The 21,366-nt window shown below is 50.7% G+C and carries 20 protein-coding genes; 11 read left to right on the top strand and 9 right to left on the bottom strand.

The window, feature by feature from the left end; translation table 11 throughout:
• Positions 1 to 13: 13 nt before the first annotated feature.
• Genes HQ49_RS04615 through HQ49_RS12390 form a run of 5 tightly spaced genes read left to right on the top strand, consistent with a single transcriptional unit; the run spans position 14 to position 6,343 of the window.
• Positions 14 to 457, top strand: a complete 444-nt coding sequence (locus HQ49_RS04615; protein ID WP_018964709.1) for a hypothetical protein — start codon at positions 14 to 16, stop codon at positions 455 to 457.
• Positions 450 to 1,256, top strand: coding sequence for a metal ABC transporter permease (locus HQ49_RS04620; RefSeq protein ID WP_080732326.1), 807 nt, complete (start codon positions 450 to 452; stop codon positions 1,254 to 1,256). The genes HQ49_RS04615 and HQ49_RS04620 overlap by 8 nt, the downstream gene beginning before the upstream one ends.
• A complete protein-coding gene (porW, locus tag HQ49_RS04625) occupies positions 1,249 to 4,731 on the top strand; it encodes a type IX secretion system periplasmic lipoprotein PorW/SprE (protein WP_039418671.1) in 3,483 nt (1,160 codons plus the stop codon). The genes HQ49_RS04620 and porW overlap by 8 nt, the downstream gene beginning before the upstream one ends.
• Positions 4,732 to 4,755: 24 nt before the next feature.
• Complete coding sequence (locus HQ49_RS04630; protein WP_039418672.1) at positions 4,756 to 6,177, top strand: alpha/beta hydrolase; 1,422 nt, start codon at positions 4,756 to 4,758, stop codon at positions 6,175 to 6,177.
• A 40-nt stretch (positions 6,178 to 6,217) separates the two neighbouring features.
• A complete protein-coding gene (locus HQ49_RS12390; RefSeq protein ID WP_018964705.1) occupies positions 6,218 to 6,343 on the top strand; it encodes a hypothetical protein in 126 nt (41 codons plus the stop codon).
• 92 nt (positions 6,344 to 6,435) lie between these two features.
• On the opposite strand, the gene HQ49_RS04635 is transcribed toward HQ49_RS12390, so the two are convergent.
• Both HQ49_RS04635 and HQ49_RS12635 read right to left on the bottom strand, forming a co-directional pair.
• A complete protein-coding gene (locus tag HQ49_RS04635) occupies positions 6,436 to 7,440 on the bottom strand; it encodes a malate dehydrogenase (RefSeq protein ID WP_039418673.1) in 1,005 nt (334 codons plus the stop codon).
• 131 nt (positions 7,441 to 7,571) lie between these two features.
• On the bottom strand, positions 7,572 to 7,664 hold the full coding sequence (locus HQ49_RS12635; RefSeq protein WP_160224171.1) for a DUF1661 domain-containing protein: 93 nt from the start codon (positions 7,662 to 7,664) through the stop codon (positions 7,572 to 7,574).
• Positions 7,665 to 7,904: 240 nt separating this feature from the next.
• On the opposite strand from HQ49_RS12635, the gene HQ49_RS04645 reads away from it, so the two are divergent.
• From HQ49_RS04645 to HQ49_RS04665, 5 genes are all read left to right on the top strand, one after another.
• A complete protein-coding gene (locus HQ49_RS04645) occupies positions 7,905 to 9,065 on the top strand; it encodes an AI-2E family transporter (protein WP_039418676.1) in 1,161 nt (386 codons plus the stop codon).
• 169 nt (positions 9,066 to 9,234) lie between these two features.
• Positions 9,235 to 10,935: a glutamine--tRNA ligase/YqeY domain fusion protein gene (locus HQ49_RS04650; protein ID WP_039418677.1), complete on the top strand. Its 1,701-nt coding sequence runs from the start codon at positions 9,235 to 9,237 to the stop codon at positions 10,933 to 10,935.
• Positions 10,936 to 10,959: 24 nt separating this feature from the next.
• The gene (locus HQ49_RS04655) at positions 10,960 to 11,607 is read left to right on the top strand and encodes a DedA family protein (protein ID WP_039418679.1); all 648 of its coding nucleotides are present in this window, start codon (positions 10,960 to 10,962) and stop codon (positions 11,605 to 11,607) included.
• Positions 11,608 to 11,672: 65 nt separating this feature from the next.
• Positions 11,673 to 12,608 (top strand): YitT family protein, encoded by a 936-nt coding sequence (locus tag HQ49_RS04660; protein WP_018964699.1) that lies wholly within the window; start codon positions 11,673 to 11,675, stop codon positions 12,606 to 12,608.
• 4 nt (positions 12,609 to 12,612) lie between these two features.
• On the top strand, positions 12,613 to 13,632 hold the full coding sequence (locus HQ49_RS04665) for an NAD-dependent epimerase/dehydratase family protein (protein WP_039418681.1): 1,020 nt from the start codon (positions 12,613 to 12,615) through the stop codon (positions 13,630 to 13,632).
• Between the two features lie 167 nt (positions 13,633 to 13,799).
• Here the strand turns inward: HQ49_RS04665 and HQ49_RS04670 are convergent, their stop codons facing one another.
• From HQ49_RS04670 to HQ49_RS04695, 7 genes are all read right to left on the bottom strand, one after another.
• Positions 13,800 to 15,095, bottom strand: a complete 1,296-nt coding sequence (locus HQ49_RS04670) for an acetyl-CoA hydrolase/transferase family protein (RefSeq protein WP_039418683.1) — start codon at positions 15,093 to 15,095, stop codon at positions 13,800 to 13,802.
• A gap of 154 nt (positions 15,096 to 15,249) precedes the next feature.
• Positions 15,250 to 15,756, bottom strand: coding sequence for a hypothetical protein (locus HQ49_RS11280; protein WP_039418685.1), 507 nt, complete (start codon positions 15,754 to 15,756; stop codon positions 15,250 to 15,252).
• Between the two features lie 109 nt (positions 15,757 to 15,865).
• Entirely contained in the window at positions 15,866 to 16,015 is a 150-nt protein-coding gene (locus tag HQ49_RS10700; RefSeq protein WP_018964696.1) for a DUF4295 domain-containing protein, read from the bottom strand.
• Between the two features lie 18 nt (positions 16,016 to 16,033).
• Positions 16,034 to 16,222 carry a 50S ribosomal protein L33 gene (gene rpmG, locus HQ49_RS04680; RefSeq protein ID WP_004583623.1) on the bottom strand — a complete coding sequence of 63 codons (189 nt, stop codon included), beginning with the start codon at positions 16,220 to 16,222 and terminating at the stop codon, positions 16,034 to 16,036.
• Positions 16,223 to 16,241: 19 nt separating this feature from the next.
• Positions 16,242 to 16,481, bottom strand: coding sequence for a 50S ribosomal protein L28 (rpmB, locus tag HQ49_RS04685; RefSeq protein ID WP_004583624.1), 240 nt, complete (start codon positions 16,479 to 16,481; stop codon positions 16,242 to 16,244).
• Between the two features lie 222 nt (positions 16,482 to 16,703).
• Complete coding sequence (locus HQ49_RS04690) at positions 16,704 to 18,971, bottom strand: inorganic phosphate transporter (protein ID WP_039418686.1); 2,268 nt, start codon at positions 18,969 to 18,971, stop codon at positions 16,704 to 16,706.
• A gap of 198 nt (positions 18,972 to 19,169) precedes the next feature.
• Positions 19,170 to 19,793 carry an HU family DNA-binding protein gene (locus HQ49_RS04695; RefSeq protein ID WP_039418688.1) on the bottom strand — a complete coding sequence of 208 codons (624 nt, stop codon included), beginning with the start codon at positions 19,791 to 19,793 and terminating at the stop codon, positions 19,170 to 19,172.
• Positions 19,794 to 20,755: 962 nt separating this feature from the next.
• Between HQ49_RS04695 and HQ49_RS04705 the strand changes: the two genes are divergently transcribed.
• Entirely contained in the window at positions 20,756 to 21,346 is a 591-nt protein-coding gene (locus tag HQ49_RS04705; RefSeq protein ID WP_026292128.1) for a hypothetical protein, read from the top strand.
• Positions 21,347 to 21,366: the final 20 nt, after the last annotated feature.

Here is a 21,366-nt window from a genome sequence, read left to right on the forward strand (position 1 = left end):
GCGGATAGAAGAGATGAGCAACATCTTGATATTGATAATCGGCGTACTCGTTTTGGGGCTTATAGCCGCCCTGACCGAGATCCGCCATTCGTACAAGCGAAGAGCTGCCGAGGCCAAGGGTGAGTCGCTTCCGGAGGAGCCTGTACGAGTGGTGCCACAGGGGTGTTGCGGTATGCATATCACTTGCGAGAAGGACAGCCTGCTGACAGCCGTGAGCAAGGGCATCGTCTACTATGACGATGAGGAGCTGGATCGCTATGCCGGCGTACTTCCGGAGGAGTATAGCACCGAAGCCGTCGAAGAATTCGAGGAGGTGCTCTCCACGCTGCAAGAGGAAGAGGTACCGTCTTGGATTCGAAGCCTCCAGATGCGACAGATACAAATGCCCGTATCCATCAAGGAACAAGCCCTCTTTATCGTATCCGAACACCGTATCCAGCACAGACACGATGATTGAAGCACTACAGTACGGATTCTTTCGCAACGCTATAGCGGGCAGTCTGCTCACAGCCATTGTGTGCGGCCTGCTCGGCTCTTATGTGGTGGCTCGGCGGATGGTATTCGTCAGTGGGGGGATTACGCATGCTTCTTTCGGTGGCATCGGGATGGGGCTTTATCTGGGGATCAATCCTTTCTTGTCCGCTGCCGTCTTCGCCGTGCTCTCTGCTTTGGGTGTACAAGGAGTGACACGAGCCGGACTCCTGCGTGAGGATTCGGCCATCGCGGCTTTTTGGTCTTTGGGTATGGCACTGGGTACCCTTTTCATTGCGCTTACACCGGGGTACAGTACGGGGCTGTCTTCTTTCCTGTTCGGCAATATCCTGCTCGTTTCACATACGGATTTGTTGCTCCTCGCGCTTATGGCGTTGGCGATGATCGCCGTATTCGTGTTCGGCTATCGTACGATCCTCTATACGGCTTTCGATCCTGATTTTGCCAGTACACGAGGGGTCAGGGTTCACCTCGTGGAGATGCTTATGTCCGTGGCTGTGGCTTTGGGTATTGTACTCAGCATCCGTTTGGTGGGCATCATGCTGCTGATGTCGCTCCTGACCCTTCCTCAGAGTATCATGAATCTCTTTACTTCGCGCTTCTCTTCGATCCTGTTCGGTTCTGTAATCTTGGCGACTTTGGCAGCCTTCACGGGTCTCTGGGGCAGTTATAGTCTGGGGATCCCTTCCGGAGCTTTCATCATTCTGGTGTTGGTGGCCTTGTTCCTTTTAGCCAAAACGATTAAGTCCTTTGTCCATGCGTAGCCATAGATTTCTATACCTCCTCGCATTCTATCTGCTTATACCGATAGCTGTCGTATTCGGTATGCTGTCCTGCTCCACATCGAAGAATACGGCGGCATCCCGATTCTATCACAATTTCACTACACGCTATAATGTATTCTACAACGGACAGAATGCTTATAACGATGCCTATGACAGACTGCTCGAAAGCCACACGGAGGGTTATTCGGAGGAGATATTCCTCGATCCCATCACGGCTCAGTCCGGACAGCAAAAGACCAAAGAGGGAGGGGCTTTCGATCAGGCCATTGTCAAAGGGAGAAAGGCTATCCACCTGCATAGTATTCGTACCAAACCGGAGCGCAAGCAAGGTTGGCAGAGCGATCCCAAGGCCGTGGCTTTCCAGAACAAAAGAGAATACAACCGTTTCCTCCACAATGCATGGATGCTCGTGGGCAAATCGCAGTTCTATAATGCGGACTTCCTGCAGGCGCAAGCTACATTTTCTTATATCGCACGCTTGTACAGCAATGAACCGATAATCCGCGATGAAGCTCGTCTTTGGCAGGTACGCTGCTACAGTGAGATGGGGTGGTTGCATGAAGGGGAGCGTTTGCTCGAGCGCATTCCCAAGGATCTTCCGCATGTCGATCGCAGAGGCTTGTACTCTTTGGCTGTGGCAGAGCGTTCGATCCTGTCGGGAGACAAGCACGCAGCCATACCTTATCTCCAACAGGCAGCAAGACAAGAGAAAAACAAGCGGCAACGTGCTCGCATGTATTATCTGCTCGGACAGCTTTTGCAGGAAAACAATCGGACAGAGGAGGCTCGCAAGGCCTATTCCAAAGTGTTGCGGACTTCTCCGCCTTTCGCTTTGGCCTTTGCCGCACGGATCAGGAAGATGGAACTGGAGAGCGAACGGGATCCCCGTACAGTAGCCGCTCGATTGGAACGGATGGCCAAGAAAGGCAAATACAAGGATGTACTGGATCAGATCTTCTATGCAACAGGCAATATATACATGGATATTCCCGATACACTGGCGGCGATCGAAGCATATACGACCGGAATAGAAAAGAGCACGGCACGTGGAGCCGATTTTGCCCTCTGTCAGATTCGTTTGGGCGACATCTATATGCAAAGGAAGCAGTACCTGAAAGCTCAGCCGTGCTTCTCTGCTGCAGCCGGTGTGCTGAACAGACTCAATCCCGACTACAAGCGTGTAGCCGAACTTTCCTCCCAGCTCGATGAATTGGTCGGTCATGCCAAGGTCGTGCACGAGCAGGATAGCCTTCTTACTCTTGCTGCCATGCCGGAAGAACAGCGGCTGGCCATTATCGACAGCGTTATCAATGCATATGCCTTAGCGGAGAAGAAACGACTCGAAGAGGAGGAGATGGCGAAACTCCAGCAGAACCAAGAACTTTTCAATTCCGAGAGCGATGGTTTGGCTCCCTCTCCCATGGGAAAGACACAGAATCCTCCGCCCGGCATGCAGATGGGCGGCACTTCGGGAGAATTCTACTTCTATAATCCTCAACTGATTGCTCAGGGCAAAGCGGCTTTCGAACGCAAATGGGGAAAGCGTGTACTGGAGGATGATTGGAGACGTCGCCGCAAACAGGCCAATTTCGACATCCCCTCCGACAATACTGCTGCTGCAGAAGAGACTGATGAGACGCAGCCCGGATCCTTGATGACCGAAGAAGAGCTACAGGCGGCAGCAGCCGATTCCGCATCCTCCGATCCATTGAACCGCGAATACTATCTGGCGCAATTGCCAATGACGGAAGAAGCCAAGGAAGCTGCCGGCAAACTCATTGCAGAAGGTTTGTTCGGCATGGGAGCGGTCTTCAATGAGCGGATGGAGAAGTTCGACGAATCGGCCGACACTTACGAGACCCTGCTTCGTCGCTATCCGAACTATGAGAAGAAGATGGACGTGCTCTATCGTCTCTTCATGCTCTACACCCGAATGAACAACAAGCCGGAAGCGGAACGTTGCCGCGCCTTGATCCTACAATACTATCCCGAAGACAATCTGGCAAAGGCCCTGAGCAACCCAGATTACCTGAAGGAATTGGCCGCAATGGATCGTCGCCAAAACGAACTTTACGAGCAAGCATTCGACTCTTACCTCAAAGGAGCGGTCGGTTCGGTCAGGAAGAGCAGAAATGAATGCCGCGAGCGATTCCCCCTATCGGAACTGGCACCGAAATTCGACTTCCTCAACGCACTCTGTTATGTGCTGGAGGCAGACTCCAAGGGCTTCACCTCTGCCCTGAAACAGCTCGTGAAGGATTATCCGAAAGCAGACGTCACCGAATTAGCTTCCTCGATGCTTACCGAGTTGCTCCGTGGTCGCTCCATCGTACAGGGCGGCTATACGGGTATCGACTGGGACATTCGTTGGGGCGGTTCGGATACTGCCAGCATATCGCCGGACTCTTTGCCTCCTTTTGAAAAGCCCAAATCATTCGAGCGTACCCGTCTGATCCTTCTTGCTCCGGCCGGTGTATTGAACAAAAACAGGGTGCTCTTTGCCCTTGCCTCATTCAATTTCTCCCGCTACACGGAGCAAACGCTGGAAATAGAGCACAGCACGGTGGCTGCATTCGACCAGTGGCTGATGACTGCTCTCCCAACCCCTCGGATGGGCTGGCAGTATATCAAAGATGCTTTCGCTCCTGATGGATTTATGTCCGCAATGGGAGAGAGCAGCCTCTTATTTCCCATATCGGAGAGCAATTACCAGCTGCTTCTCAAAGGAAAAACCATTGGACAATACATGACTTTCCTCACCAAAGAAGAAGTCCCCGAGACGGCTTTCGTCCTTGATCGCTGGCAGCAGATGACCGGACGAGCGCAAGCTGTCGGCAAAGAAGAAGAGGAAGGAGTACCCACTGCCGCACCGGTTCATGCCACGTCCGACAAGAACGTGGCCCCGGATACCATCCCCGACAGTACATCTCATGTGGGTGGTAAGCCCCTGGTCCCCATCAAACCGCGCAAGGACAGCATCATGACTGCTACTCCTATTACCTTCGACATCGATAGAGAGCAGATCCTCTCCGGAGCCAAGCCCGCTATAGCCGATTCTTCAGCGGCCGACACCCTCTCTGACGAAGCCTCTCTGCCTTCACTCAAACAGCAAGAAGGCAAAGACGTCTCGGTAGAGCAGATTCAGCGGCTGGCCAAAGAGCGTGCACAAAACGAGAAGGACGAAAAGAAAGCACTCGAAAAGGCCAAGCGTGAGAAGGAGCGCGATCGCAAGCGAGAGCTGAAAGCACGGGAAAAAGAACGAGACAAAGCCCGTCGCGACAAGCTCAAGGAGCAACGTCTCAAGCAGAAGGAACGCAGGCAGAAGCTCAATGAAAAAGAACGTGAGCGGAAAGAGAAACTTCGTCAGCGCGAGCGAGAACGTAAAGAGCGAGCGAAAGAACGCGAACAGAAAAGGAAAGCCGGACAGAAAAAAGCCGGTGGAGGGACCCTATAAGGAAAACTATTATTCTCAATCGTTATGAAGCATAAAGTCATTATTATCATCTATGCAGTAGTACTTCTTATGACTACAATGAGCTGCAAGTCGCAAAAATTTGCCGGCGACTGGAGTGGACGTATTCCCCGTGGGAACGGATCCTTGGCATTGGTTTTCCACCTCAAACAGACGGGCGACACTTGGCAGGGCACGATGGACAGCCCTGACCAGAAAGCATTCGGCATACCGCTTTCTTCTGTTACGATCGCCGGCGACAGCCTCAACATCGCTGTCAAGGATCTCCTTCTCTCCTACAGAGGCAAGCTCAAGAGCGACTCTATCCAAGGAGAATTCAGACAAGGACGTTTCGGCACGATGATGTCCCTCTATCGCGGACTGGATGCCGCCAAGTCTTATCGCCCTCAGACGCCTCAACCGCCCTTCCCATACGATGTAATAGAGGTGAAGATCCCGCATAAAACCGATGGTTTCACGATTGCAGGTACACTCACTGCTCCCAAAGATGCAGCCAAAACCAAAGGGACAGTGATCCTGATCAGTGGGAGTGGCTTGCAGGACAGGGATGAAACCATATTCGACCACAAACCTTTTGCTGTGCTCGCCGATCAGCTTACCCGCCATGGCTATGCCGTGCTTCGCTGCGATGATCGCGGATTCGGTGAGAGTGCCGGCGATGCTTCGCAGGCCACGACAGACACGTTGGCCGGCGATATCGAGAGTGAACTGGCCTATCTGCGCCATCACTATCCCCGACTAACCAACAAAGTATTCCTCTTCGGTCATAGCGAAGGCGGTATCATCGCTCCGATGGTCGCTCGCCGTGTAGGAGGAGTTGCGGGTCTCGTTCTTGTAGGGGCACCCTCTGTAAAAGGTGCGGAGATACTGCTTTCGCAAAATGCCGCGATTGATGAACTCGCAACGGGGCAACCGCAGAACGCAGCGAAGCGGGCAGCCATGGAAGAGCTGATCCGCTTGGCCACTGCTCCCAGTACTGCATCGGATATTCGCGCTCGGATCGAATCCTACTGTCGCTCCAACGCTTCCGTGCTCTTCCCTCAGGCAATGACCGATGAGATGAAAGAACAAGGTATCAAGCTCATGACAGAGCAGCTGTCCAATCCATGGATGAGGCACTTCCTTAGCTACGATCCCGCACCGCTACTGGACGTAGCATCCGGAGTGGGCAGCCATCCCCTTCCTCCTACAATGGCTATATATGGCGGTATGGATAAGCAGGTATTGCAGGAGGTGAATATGTCCAAGATGAAGTTCCTCCTCGGTACAGATACGGGCAATACGCCCAACAAGGTAGTGTACCTGCCTATGGTAAACCACATCATGCAGACGGCCGAATTCGGCACGCCCGATGAGTATGCTTTCCTCGACAGGACAGTGGACACGGAGCTTATGGATGTAGTCTGCTCCTTCCTGGACAGTCTCTGATAGTCATCCCCCTACAACAGAAAAGCCGAAGCCCTCTTCAATGCAAGAGAGTTTCGGCTTTTTCCTTTATGTCCAAATGCTCAAGCGAAGGAAAGGTCCGGCAGCGGAGAGCGGCTTATGCTACCGACTGACCAACATCGCCAACAAGCCCCAAAAAGCCAAATGAGCCGAAAAAAGAAAGAGAGAGGGAGCACCGAAACGCCTATCGTTCGGATGCACCCTCTCTCTCAAGAGTATTATCATTCAAAAGGATGAACCTTACAGATTCGGATTCACCGTCTTCCAGTCAGCGATCGCAGGAATGATGCCCATGGCGATCACTTCGTCGCGCAGCTTAGCCAGGTGGCTATAGCTTTCCTTGAGTTCAGCGCGCTCAGCTTCGTTGCCGAGTTTGCTGATATCGCTGTGCTTCACGCCATCTTTCGTGAGAGTAGTCTCCATAGCCATCATGATGTGCTCGAAGCCCGGCTCGTTCACATAGCAGCCGGCCGGCCAACGGAAAGCTTCGCCACCCATGGCAGCACGAATCATTTCGATAGACACGTAAGAAGGGCTTTGGAAAGACGAGCGACCGCGTAGTTTGATAATGTTGGCTCCACCCTTCACGACGCGCTGTTTCAGTTCTGCCCACTGCTCATTGGTCAGCTTGTCGGTACCGATCAGATCGGTCAGAGGCGTTCCGTTTACCTTGGCTGTGCTGGCGAAAACAGCCATCTGCTCGCCATGACCTCCATAAGTACGCGTATTGGTCACGAGACTTTGTTTGATGCCGAAGTGCTTAGCCAGTTCGCTTTGCAGGCGTGTGCTGTCCAGACCGGCCAACGTAGTCACCTGCGAAGGCTTCAGCCCGGAGTAGATAAGCGTAACAAGACCGGTGATGTCAGCCGGATTGAAGATGATGATCACATGCTTACAGTCAGGACAATAGCTCTTGATGTCCTTGCCCAGCTGTGCAGCGATTTCGGCATTGCCTTTGAGCAGATCCTCACGGGTCATACCTTCTTTGCGCGGAGCACCACCCGACGAAACTATATATTTGGCACCCGTAAGAGCCTCTTTGATGTCGGATGTAAAGGTCAGATTCAGGCCTTCGAATCCGCAGTGACGGATTTCCTCTGCCACACCCTCCAAGCCTACTGCGAAGGGATCGTACAAACACAAATTAGGGGTCAGACGCATCATTGCAGCCGTCTGAGCCATGTTGGAACCAATCATACCGGCTGCACCGACAATGGTCAATTTCTCTTCTGTTAAGTAGCTCATAACTGTTCCGTTATTAAAAGATTGCAAAAACGTAATTCGGGGATAGCGACTCTTCTTCGACTTTCCCGATATATCTATCAGACAAATATAAGAGTTTCCGAACAATATCCTGTAGACCGGATTAAAACTGTTTACGCGCCAAAAATCAGCCACTCTACAGTCCGCAAAACGTGGCTCGAGAAATTTTTCGTTTTGGTTCGGGAAGCAAAAAATTCTCGCGCCACAACGAAAAAATTCTCGCGCCTGTTTTTCAGGATTCTCAGACCGCAATCCGAGCATTTCCCGTTCGCATTTTCGAGACAGCAGATCAGCTGACACTCGCCTACCGGCTCGAGCATGCAGGGAGGATAAGCCTCGGTTCAAAAAAGCGATCTACATGGATGATAGTGAAAATTGCAAAAGAAAACAGGAAAAACGACTATCTTCGGTATCCAAACTCACTCACATTCTAATCGATCCTGCCTATGCAAAGCTTTTTTGACCGGGAGTTTACGTTCGACCGTACCGCACGCCTGTTATTTATCATCCTGCTGGCTGGAGGCATTATGGCCATCGCCATCGGTCTGAGAGGTATCCTCATACCTTTTTGTATGGCTTGGATTCTTGCCTATGTGCTGATGCCTCTGGTTCGTTTTGTCCAGTACCGGCTCCATTTTCGCTTTCGCTTTCTGTCGGTGATCACGGTGCTGGTTCTCATATCGGCATTGATCTTTTTTGCCGTTCTCTCTTTGGTTCCTGCTGTAGAAGAAGAGGTAAACAAAACAATATCCCTGCTCCAGCAGTACCGCATCGATGAGAATTTGCTACAGATGCTGCCGGCTCCGATCCGCAAGTTCCTGTCCGAGAGTGGCAGCATGAAGGATCTGTTCAAAGGCATCTCTTACGAGAAGTTGATGGAGAATAGCAAGGAGATATTCGGACAGCTCAATAAGCTCGTCTCCGGGACGATCAGCTTGTTCAGCTACACCACTATCTTCTTCATCGGCGTCTTATACTTCATTTTCATCCTGTTCGATTTCGAAAAGCTGGGCAAAGGGTTTGTCAATCTTTTCCCGGTCGGACACCGTATTCGTGTTAGGAGCATACTCAAAGAAGTGGACAAGAATATGAACAGCTACTTCCGCGGACAGGCCCTGATCGCCCTTTGTGTGGGCATCCTTCTTTCCATCGGTTACAAGATTATCGACTTTCCTCTGGGAGTTACGCTCGGTCTCTTTATCGGTATGCTGAATCTGATTCCATACTTGCAGATAGTAGGTTTGGTCCCGATTGTTTTCTTGTCGGTGCTCAAGGCGGCACAGACGGGACAGAATTTCTTCGTCGTTCTTGCCCTCGGTATAGGTGTGATGATGATCGTTCAAGTAATTCAAGACACGATTCTGACCCCCAACATCATGGGCAAAAGGATGGGCATGTCTCCAGCGATGATTTTGCTTTCGATTTCCATTTGGGGGAGCCTGCTCGGTTTTTTCGGGCTGTTCATTGCCCTGCCGCTCACCATGTCGCTTTACTCCGTGTACAAACGCTATGTGATCCAGGATCCCAAGTTCATCCGAGAGGAAGATGAAGAGGTTGTGCCCAGGAAAGGACTGTTTAGAAAGCATAGCCGAAAGGCGGAAAAATGATTTAGCACGGGCACAAAAGTTTCTCTCCGCTGAACGCCGATTCGTTTGGGGCTGTGTCAGAATTCGGTTTTAGCGCAGCCCCTTTGCGGATTGCCCCGTGATTATTTTATGTCCCAATATCATTACCTTTGTTCACTAATGTAAATAAGGACAAGCAAGACGGATTGATATGAACGAAAATAAGAACAGTGGCATAGAGGAAAAGAAGAGTCTCAACTTCATCGAACAAATTGTGGAATCGGACCTGTCCGAAGGGAAGAATGACGGTCGAATCCAGACACGTTTCCCTCCGGAACCCAACGGCTATCTCCATATCGGCCATGCCAAAGCTATCTGCATAGACTTCGGTATAGCTCAGCGATACGGAGGCGTCTGCAACCTGCGCTTCGACGACACCAATCCGGTGAAAGAGGACGTGGAGTACGTGGATGCCATCAGAGAAGATATAGAATGGCTTGGCTTCCACTGGGGCAATATCTACTATGCTTCCGACTATTTTCAGGAATTGTACGACTTCGCCGAGCGATTGATTCGCGAGGGACACGCTTATGTGGATGAGCAGACTGCCGAGCAGATCGCCGCACAGAAGGGTAGCCCGACTGTGCCCGGCACGGCCAGTCCGTTCCGCGATCGTCCGGCAGAAGAGAGCCTCGACCTCTTCCGTCGAATGAATGCCGGAGAGTTCGAAGAAGGTGCCATGACCCTGCGTGCCAAGATCGATATGGCTTCGTCCAATATGCACTTCCGAGATCCGATTATCTATCGCATCATCAAGCATCCACATCATCGTACGGGCAACGAATGGAATGTCTACCCAATGTACGACTTTGCTCACGGCCAGAGCGATTATTTCGAAGGAGTCACGCATTCGATCTGCACCCTCGAATTCGAGGTGCATCGTCCCCTTTACAATTACTTTATCGAACTGCTCAGAAAAGACAGCTATGCTCCGCGTCAGATAGAGTTCAACCGCCTGAATCTGACCTATACGATGATGAGCAAGCGCAAGCTGCTCCAGCTCGTCAAAGACGGGCTGGTATCGGGCTGGGACGATCCCCGTATGCCTACTTTGTGCGGCTATCGCCGCCGGGGCTATACACCGGAGTCGATCCGCAACTTCATAGACAAAATAGGCTATACCAAATACGATGGTATTATAGACGTAGCCCTTCTGGAGCATGCTGTCCGGGAGGACTTGAATAAGCGTGCCACAAGGGTTTCCGGTGTAATAGATCCAATCAAACTGGTGATCACGAACTATCCCGAGGGAAAGACAGAAGAGATGGTGGCAGTGAACAATCCGGAAGATGAGTCTGCCGGCGTACATACGATTACTTTCGCTCGCGAACTGTACATAGAGAGGGAGGATTTCATGGAGGATGCTCCCAAGAAATACTTCCGAATGACGCCCGGGCAGGAAGTACGCTTGAAGAGCTCTTATATAGTTCGTTGTACAGGATGCAAAAAGGACGAGGAAGGAAATGTCGTGGAAGTATATGCCGAGTACGATCCGCTGACGCTCTCCGGTATGCCTGAGAGCAACCGCAAGGTAAAGGGCACCATCCATTGGGTATCGGCACAGCACAGTCTGCCGGCAGAGGTACGACTGTACGATCGGCTCTTCACTGACGAAAACCCATCGGACATCAAAGACAAGACTCTGGCCGAGATGCTGAATCCGGATTCTCTCAAGGTGCTGAAAAACTGTCGCGTGGAGCCTTTCCTCGCAGATGCCGCTCCGGGATCGCACTTCCAATTCCAGCGCATAGGTTACTTCACGGTGGATCCGGATAGCCGTCCGGGGGCATTGGTTTTCAACCGCACGGTTTCGCTGAAAGATTCTTGGCAGAAAGCCCAAAAGAACGCATAAAGAACTTTTATCTCACTCGCACCTATGGGATTTATTCAGTGGTGCCTCGCGCACCTGAACTATTGGACTATCATGTTTTTGATGGCCATCGAGAGTTCGTTTATTCCGTTCCCGTCAGAGATTATTGTGCCCCCGGCTGCATGGATGGCCGCCACGGGGCAGAATGGGCTGAACGTTTTCCTCGTGATCCTGTTCGCCACCATCGGTGCCGGAATAGGAGCTGCCGTGAACTATGTACTGGCTCTATGGCTCGGCCGTCCTATCGTCTACGCATTTGCCAACAGTAAGTTCGGGCATTTGTGTCTGATCAACGAGGAGAAAGTACGGTATGCAGAGCAATACTTCGACAAGAACGGAGCCGTCTCCACGCTGGTAGGCCGACTGATTCCTGCCGTCAGACAGTTGATTTCCATACCGGCAGGGCTGGCACGCATGAAGTTTCTCCCCTTCATCTCTTACACCATGCTCGGAGCCGGCATTTGGAACTGTATATTGGCGGCGATAGGCTATAATCTGGCCAAGGTGCCCGGCATAGAAACGCAGGAGCAACTTTTGGAGAAAGTCAATAAATACAGCCACGAAATCGGGTTCTCCATAATGGGAGTCGTTGTCGTAGTGCTCCTGATAATGTTCTACAAGAAAAAACGACGTTCGGCACGGAAAAGGAACTGAACTCCTTCTTCGCTCCACTCAGGATTCAACCAATAGAAGATACAGACAAGAAAATAATCATCGCTATGGCTCTTACAAAAACTTCAAAACTCTATTACAAAGTCCACGACTACATCCTTATTATTCTGGGATGCTCCATCTATGCTTTTGCGTGGACGGGCTTCATCCTTTCCCAAGGAATCACCACGGGAGGATTGGCCGGTATCTCCACTCTGATCAAAATAGCCACGGGTATTCCGGCTGCGATACCGTACAATATCATCAATGTGGGATTAGCAGTACTCGCTCTGATCTTCTTGGGATGGCGTTTCATGGTCAAGACGGTCATAAGCGTAGTCGTACTGGCCATTATCATCCCGATCGGTGAAGAGTATCTGGTCGTCACGGAGATCGTCAATGGCGCAAAAGTTTTTACCCCTCTCCTACTGCCGGACGAACCGGCCTTGGCACTGGTGATCGGCTCCATTCTTAGCGGTCTGGGGATTGCGGTAGTGTTCTCCGTGAACTCCAGTACGGGCGGTACCGATATTATCGTAGCCATCATGAACAAGTACAAGAACATGTCGTTCGGGCGCGCCATTCTACTGGTGGACTGTACCATTATTTTGTGCTCGTATCTGGTCAATGTCTACATCGCCGGCAAGTCACCTTCCGACGCTTTCAACCTGCTTATCTATTCTGCCGTAGAGGTTATCCTCGTATCTACGGCCTTGGATTGGTATCTCAATTCGAATAGACAGTCCGTGCAATTCCTCATCTTCAGTCTCAAAAACGAAGAGCTCAGCAATGCCATTCAGGAGCGTATCAAAAGGGGGTGCACCCTGCTGGATGCTACAGGAGGCTATTCCGGCCAACCTTGTAAAGTCCTTGTGGTCGTTGCACGCAAGACACAAAGCCTATCCATCCACAGAATCATTCAGGAGATCGACCCCAAAGCCTTTGTATCCGAATCCGTAGTGAGAGGGGTATATGGGGAAGGATTCCAAGCAATAAGGAAATAACAACGTGGGGGACAAGCGAGTTCTCATCACGGGGGCAACGGGCTTCATCGGCGGCTATTTGGTCGAAGAAGCCCTGCGCCGTCAATATGAAGTGTGGGCGGCTGTGCGTCCCCACAGCGATCGCTCACGCCTGACAGACAGCCGGATCCGGTTTGTAGAGATCAACTACCACGATCCGTCCGATATTGCTCGCTTGGCTGACGAGACGGCTCCCGAAGGTGAATCCGCATGGCACTTGGTTATCCACAATGCGGGTATAACCAAAGCTCGGGACACCTCTCTTTTCAGAGAGATCAATGCAGAGCAGACCAAGCGTTTTCTGATAGGATTACAGGGGGCAAAGCACTGTCCCGAACGCTTTGTCCTGATGAGCAGTATGGGCAGCTATGGAGCTCCTCCCGATGACTGCCAACCTCTTTCCTCCTCTTCCGTCCCCGATCCTACGACTGCCTATGGAGAGAGCAAGTTGCTGGCAGAGCAATATGTGCAAACCTTTGCCAAAATACCCTATACCATAATACAACCCACAGGAGTTTACGGTCCTCACGACCAAGACTATCTGATGGCAATCCGCAGCGTCGATCAGGGATTCGATTTCTCCACGGGCAGTACGCCGCAGACACTCACTTTTATTTACGCAGAGGATCTGGCTTCAGCGGTTTTCACCGCAGCCGAACACCCCGATGCAGCAGGGCAGAAGTACATTGTTTCGGACGGAAAAGAATACACAGATATAGAGTTCGGACGGATGATCCAACGCCTGCTCGGCCGAAAAAACGTATGCCATTTGCGCATTCCCCTGCCTTTAGTAAAAACCGCCTGCTACATCGGTCAAAAATGGGCAGACCTCAGCGGCACATTGACACCGCTCAACCTTGATAAATACGCCATCATAGCCCAACGCAACTGGCGCTGCGACTCTTCTCCGATCAGGGCAATCGGTTTTTCTCCTCGCTATAATCTGGAGCAGGGTTTGGCCGAGACCATTCGTTGGGCACGCGCCACCGGCAAAATTCGCCGTTAGACGCCCTGGTTCCTTCTGCCGGTTGTATCGGATATTATCGCTATCCATCCAATCCAACTTCCCGGGGTCCTTCCTACAACCATTAGACTTAAACACAACGGAGCCATGTACAACGCTGTGTACATGGCTCCGAAACAGCCTATTACAGGCCTTTATGATCTTTCCAATTACTCGAAACGTCGGCGGATTTCCTCCTCAAGGGCCGGGCGGAAATCAGGATGCGCTATCGCGGTCAAGGCTTCAGCACGCTGACGAAGCGTGGCACCACGCAGACGCGCTACGCCATATTCCGTCACCACATAGTCCACTTCGTTACGACCGGTCGTGACACAAGCTCCTTCTTTCAGAATAGGAACGATGCGGCTCTCAGCCCCTTTCTTGGCGGTACTGGGGAAAGCCATAATGGATATTCCGCCCTTGGAACGCTTGGCTCCACGAAGGAAATCGACTTGTCCTCCGGATCCGCTGAACTGCTCGTACCCGATCGACTCAGAAGCTGCCTGCCCCATAAGATCCATCTCCAAGCAGGAATTGATAGAAACCATGCGATCATTCTTGCCGATAACATCGGGATTGTTGGTATAATCCACCGGATAGCATTCTATCATCGGATTGTTATTGACAAAGTCGTACAATTCTTTCGATCCGAAGATCAGCGAGGTAACGACTTTCTCGGGGTGCAATGTTTTTTTCTTCCCGTTGATAATCCCCTTGCGAATCATACGCATCACTCCGTCGGTAAACATTTCCGTGTGAATACCGAGGTTTTTATGCCCTTCCAACGCACGCAACACAGCATCGGGGATGCCGCCGATACCCAACTGGAGGGTGTCGCCGTCTTTGATCAATGAGGCACAATTCTGACCTATCCTCAGTTCGAGGTCGCTGATAGCAGGAGGCAATACTTCTGCAATCGGCTCGTCCACTTCGATGATATGGGTCAGCTTGGAGACGTGAATCAGATTCTCTCCACCGATGAATGGCATTTGCTTGTTCACCTCGGCTACGACTACCGGAGCGCACTCGGCGGCAGCCTTTGTGTAGTCGCAGGAAACTCCGAAAGAGCAATAACCCTCTTCGTTAGGAGTAGATACCTGTACTACGGCTACATCCAATGGAAAGAATCCCTGACGAAACAGTTCCGGCACCTCGTGGAAGTGGCAGGGAATGAAATCGACACGACGGTCACGGCTTGCCGGACGGGAGTTGCCCTCAAGGAAGTTGAGCGTCGGATGTACATGCGGACGCATTTCCGGAGTGAGGTGCGGTGCATCACCGAAATACAACATGTGGAAAACAGTGATATTCTCCAGCTTTTCACGCTGGCGGTACATAGCCTGAGAGAAACGGACGGGTGCCGCAGCAGCATGACCGAATACGACTTTCGTTCCCGGTTTAAGAGAGTTCACGACAGCCTCGTCTGCCGAGCAGACACGCCGGCGATAAAGTTCTTGCCATTGCATAGTAGTAATATTCTTACAAATGATTTTTATTAAAAAGGATGATAGGTGAGAGGTAAATCCACTCAAGTGGGAACAAAAATAACTTTTTCCCGCTATGTTAAGTCTTTCTACAACATCTTTTGGGACGACTCAAAAGAGCGAAGAACAAGAACGCTCAGAAATGAAAGGCCAAATTTGCCATCCACGTTCCGCCCGACATCTGATGCTTTGGAGCTACCCACAGATAATAGCCGACCGATGGTTCGATACTGAATTTTCTCGTCATTCGAAAAAGACAGCCTATGGAAGGTATAGAGAAAAGAGGTAGCCCTTCCTTCAACAAAAAGCCACCCTTAAGAGAATATGACGGTGCTATATTGCCCGGGAGGAAAGTGCCATAGACCTCAGCAAATATTTGTACTCCACCTCCACTGGGCTTGTCTCCCTCAGGAATAAAACCCGGCTTATCGACAGTATTTTTGATGCGAAGGAAGCCCACTCCGGCTGCAAGCAAAAGGCGAGGATGCTGATAGAGTCCGAAAGAAGTGTTGAGTTGGAGAAGATCATGCCCACCCAGACCTGCTTCAATCCTCGGGTGTACGGCCTGTGCCTTTGCTGAAAAGAAAGACAAAAAGACAAGAGAGATAGAGACAAATAGCAGGGAATAAGTGTTTGTTTTCATTGTCAATCTTGATTGATCAATAGAAAAAAATAAAGCCCCTACAGTGTAATAGAAGGGGCTTCACAGAGAGAATGCTTATCGCACTCTATGTTATTCAAAAGGAAAATCCTTACTTAAAGAAGTCTTTTACAGCTTCGTTCGGGACCATCTCTTCCTGGAAGATATAGGCACCCGTCTTAGGAGACTTGACCATCTTGATTACCTTGGAGTAGGTACGGCCATCACCTTTCTTAAATGTTGCAACCGATTTTTTTGCCATTGTCTGATCTCCTCTTTATTATTTGATTTCCTTATGAAGGGTCATACGTCTCAGGATGGGGTTGTACTTCTTGAGTTCCAGACGCTGAGTCGTATTTTTTCTATTCTTGGTGGTGATGTAACGAGAAATACCCGGCATACCACTTTCCTTATGCTCGGTGCATTCAAGGATAACCTGCACCCGATTGCCTTTTACTTTCTTTGCCATGACAGAATATCTCCCTTGATTATGCGTTTAAGAAGCCCTTCTCGGCTGCGCGCTTGATGGCAGCGTCGAGACCGATTTTGTTGATGAGGCGCAGCCCGGCAGCCGATATCCTCAAAACAACCCAGCAATCCTGTTCTACCCAATAGAACTTCTTTCTGAACAAGTTGACATCGAATACTCGTTTTGTCCTTCTCTTGGAGTGAGAAACGTTGTTGCCAACCATTGCCTTTTTGCCGGTAATCTGACAAATCTTTGACATTGCTATTTCGTTATTAGTTATTTATCGTTCCAGTTCGTTTAGGACTGCTTGTAGCATCATAAAGCGGTCATAATCGGGTTGCAAAGTAAGGTATTTTTTTTCTCTCCCACAAGCTTTTACGAATTATTTATCCCGAAATCGCCGTTATTACATCTTATAAATGTATTCGACAAGCGATTTCGAGATAGAATGTGCAGGAGAAAAAAACGGTGAGGGCTGCCGTCAATTGAAGAATTCCTCGTCCGTTCCGATCTGGGCTACGGGGTCGAACAGCTTCTCCGTGGCGTGGATCAGATCGTCCAATATGTTCACCAACTGCTGCGATTCCTGCAAGAGATTGAGATAGACGAGGGAAATCTTCAGACTGCTCGCCCCCTGCTGAATACGGCTGAGCTGCGTCTTGCGAAGCTGCTTAAGCTCTTTCTTGATGTCCTTGCCGCGGTAAGTCATCGGATCCAAGATTTCATCCGTTTCGTTGGATACGATCAGCTTGGCCTCTTTGATATAGAGTATGAGCTTTTCGCGTGCAGCAAGAAATTCGGACACACAGACCTTGGGCAGCGGATTGAAGTTGTTGTCCACATGCTCCTTGCATGGCTCGGCAATACGCTTGAGGCAAAATACGATTTGCTCACAACTATTACAGCCGAGATGGAACCATGTATTCTTGACCACGGACTTGGCCTCTTCGATCCGACGGATGCCGAGGGTTTCTTTTCGGCGGTTCACCTTGAGCATCTGCCGTTCTGCGTTCTGGTCGTTGATCGAGCGGCGGAGCTTCTTCAGGTCTTCGTTGATGAAGCCATCGGTCATCTGCATATAGTTGTTCTCGGCAAAGTCGAGCAAAGCCAACTGCTTCTGACGAATATGCTTGGCCAGCAGCTGCCAAATCTCTTCTTTGTCGTGCGAAGCCATCATGTCGATAAAGACGGTATCCTTCGTTTCGCTCTTTTTCTTCTTATCGAAACGAATATGACTACGGACAAGCAGGAATATCGCCAGAGTGATCATCCCCGCCATCGCCGGATAGCCTCCGAAATGATTCACCATCGTAACGAGGAAACAGAGGATAAAGGCTGCACCGGCAGTGATAAACCAACCGCCTATCACACTGAATACACCCGTGATACGGAATACCGCGCTCTCCCGGCTCCATGCCCTGTCCGCCAAAGAACTACCCATCGCCACCATAAATGCCACATAGGTGGTGGAGAGGGGAAGCCTGAGCGAAGTACCGAAGGCAATGAGCAGACCGGCAAGAACCAGATTGACCGAAGCGCGCACCAAATCGAAAGCCGCGCCCTTGGCCATGATCAGTTCGTCCTGATTGAAGCGGCTGTCTATCCACCGGCCTACAGGACGAGGAATTATACGGGACACGGCATTGGCTGTCGTGGTACTGAAACGCACGATACTCCGAGCCAAACCGGAGGAGCCGAACATCTCCTCGCCCTCCTCCTGACGCGCCAGATCCACCGAAGTCTTGATCACGTTGTGAGCCTTCTTCGATGTAATCAGCGCATAAACCATTACGATACCGGCAGCCACGAGGAAATATACGGGGGTGGAAGCCGGTTCGTTCAATGCCCCCATCAGATAAGTATCGTACTGCCCGTTTCCGTTGGCATTAAAGTCCAGATAAGAGGAATAGCCGGCCAGCGGCACACCGATGAAGTTCACCAAGTCATTGCCGGCAAAAGCCATAGCCAAAGCGAAGGTACCCAAGAGAACGATCACCTTGAAGACATTGACCCGCAGCCAGTAGAGCACCTGCATCAGCACGATGGAGACAGCCAGACAGTACAGTACCAGCCGTCCCGTATTGGCAGCCACCCAAGCGGTGGACTCCTCGGACATAAAGGACACGCCCTTCAGTCCCTTGATGAGCATGAAGTAAATAATGGATGTAACCGCTACCCCACCGAAAAGGCCGGCCAACCATCGGAGATTTCTCCTATAATTAAAGGTAAAGAGCAATCGACTCAGATACTGAACGACCATCCCGAAGAAGAAAGCGATACCCACCGAAAGGAAGATACCCAGTATGACGGAAAGTGCTTTCTCCGTATTGAGAAGATCCTGAAAGCCGACCGTACCGCCCACCTTGGTCATGGCCATAAAAAAAGAACCGCCTAAGAGCTCGAAAATGAGCGAGACGGTCGTAGAGGTAGGCATGCCGAGCGAATTGAACATATCCATCAGGACGACGTCGGTGATCACCACCGACAGGAATACGACCATCAATTCGCTGAAAGTGTAATGTTCCGGCCTGAAGATCCCGTGTCGGGCGATCTCCATCATACCGTTGTTCATGGCCGCGCCACAAAAAATCCCCAACGCTGCCACACCGATGATAATCTTGAACGGAGCAGCCTTGGCTCCAATGGCAGAATTGAGGAAGTTGACCGCATCGTTGCTGACACCCACGATCAAGTCGAATACAGCAAGGACGAAAAGAAATACGACAATGGCGGTAAAGATAATACCCATTAAATCTATATTATGAGGTTAGACTGCACAAAAAAATCGGCGTACACCTTTTTCGTCTCCCGGCAACGACTCGGACTCTCAATAGAGCAGGAGCAAGGTTCGCCTATCCGATACATCTTACTTTGTACACACAAAAATAGCGCAATTCTTAAGAACGCAAAACGCCCGTAGCGGTCGCTCACAGTGCCACCCGTCCGGTCAATCTTCAGCTTTGTTTCTGATATATACCTTATGCGTGCCGTGCCCCGTGGAGCCGATCCGCCCCTCGCGATCGAAAGCACGCAATTCTTCCGCGGCAGCTGTACGCCCCAACCCCGTGAGGCTACAATAATCGGCCACCCGGAGCAGGCTATTGCCGTCGATATGACGCAGGGCCAGAGCCAACCGCTCTTCGCGGGTCAAATCCGGCCGACGGGAGCGGCGTACCGTCGTTCGCTCCAGATGAGCGCGCGTGCGGGCTTCGCGAATCAACGCCTTGTCGGGCCGGAAATTGACCCCTCCTATCGTCACGCTGGCTGCATTGCGGCGCGTACCGCCTTCGGCCTCCTCAGATTCCACCCCTTTGCGCAGGGCGAGCGAAGCGGAGAAAGAACCGATCTCCTCAATCTTCACCGTATATCCCGAAGCCACGCCGTAGGCTATCGTCCGAGCCAAAGCCGCGACCAACCCCTTGACTTCGCCCGGGGAGAATGTCGATTGGGAAGAAATCAGTTCGGCTATCTCGTCCGGCCCCATCGCGCCGCGGCTGATCATTTTCGGGTACATCGTCCGCTTGCCCGTGCCTTGCATATCAGGCATTTCTCGCATCACAAACTTGGCCATTTCTTCTGTACAGCTATATCGGTTTACTCGACGTCGGTCGATTGTTTTCTTTCAGGTCGGGAAAAATCTCCCCGACAGCCGACAAAAATAAATAATCCGGCCGGAAAATCTCTATCCGAAGCCATCGGATATAAAAACAAAAGCTTCGGATATATATCTAAAACCTTCATTCATATATCCGAAGCCTTGAAACAAAAAATTGCCGGACGGCTTTCTGATTTTTCCTGACTGTAGAAAAAACTTTTTCCGGCCGGAACGGAAATTTTCTTCCCGGCGATGCTGTACTTCTTTTCGCCGGCATGCTTGCTCCGGGTGCTGCCGAAGTATTCTTCCACAATGTGAAAAACGCTCGGAATCGGTCAAATGCTTCAACATCATTACTGTTTTTCTTTGACTGCTCCGAGTGCCAATTTTTCAGGATGCGCCGCGATCGCAGCATTTCCGGTCTGTGAACTTTGGAATGGGAGGTTGTCCGAAAAGGGAAATTCGGTCGTTTTCGGGAGGAACAGGCTCGTACAAAAATATCATGGGCGGCAATTGTAGAGAATTGCCGCCCTATATATCCAAGAATATACGGTCTGAGGAAATTATATTGTTATTTGAATGCTCTCACTTACCTGTCAACAGTGGTATCCGTTGGGGAGCGTTTTATGAAAGAGTGATTTGATACCGTTGGGTTTATTCCGGCCGCAAAAATATGTGCAGCTTTTTTCATGGCAAAGAAAAAATCATCGAATGTTTTTATGGCTTCATAGATACAGACTATATCAATTCAGGCTTTCTTTTTCTCAGAAAGGATTCGCCCCAAAAAAGTTATCGATCGGAGCAGTATAAGCATGAAACCTCCGGCGAAAAAGGAAAGAGGGGGGAGTCGCCCGATTGGCCGAGGGATTTGGCGGAAAAAGTGCCTGTTTCTCCGTATTTTTGTCCCGTTTTGAATGAAAAATCACACAAATGATCTTATGAAACGAACCCTTGTTTTCTTATTTCTTACTGCCGTTTTGGCTCTTCGGGCCGAGGCACAGTCTGCACCCGAGCAATCCGAGACGAAGGATTTCATCTTCTCGCCCCAAAAGGAGATGGTGTACGTTGCCATCGGCTATCCGGCAGGAATCGGATTGCCCTCTCTGGATAATTATAACGTAGAAGGGGCTTCGGCTTCTTTTGCCGTCGGCTACGAACGAGGCGTAAAACAACTCGCAGAAGGGCTTCTGCTATCCATCTATGCGGAATTGGATTGGGCGGCATTCAGATCTGTATCAGACAAAAGATCCCTGCCTTTTTCTGATGATTCTGCGCAGAATCGGTTTCGATTTTTAGCCGGAGCAGGCGTGCACAAGCGGCTCAACCCGAATATCGAACTCTATGCAAGAGGTGCAGTAGGGGCGAGCTTTTTCCCGGAAAACAACGGTTCATCATCGAGAGAACTAAAGGGCGGATTTAACGTTAGCCTTAGGGTCGGACTGAGTTGCTCATTGAGAGACAATTTCGCCGTCTTTATCGATACCGGGACATCCGACATCGTGCGCGGCGGCCTTGCATTGATGTGGTAGCAGAAGCAGCGTAGGATTTA

This window comes from Porphyromonas gulae (assembly GCF_000765945.1).
GTDB lineage: Bacteria > Bacteroidota > Bacteroidia > Bacteroidales > Porphyromonadaceae > Porphyromonas > Porphyromonas gulae.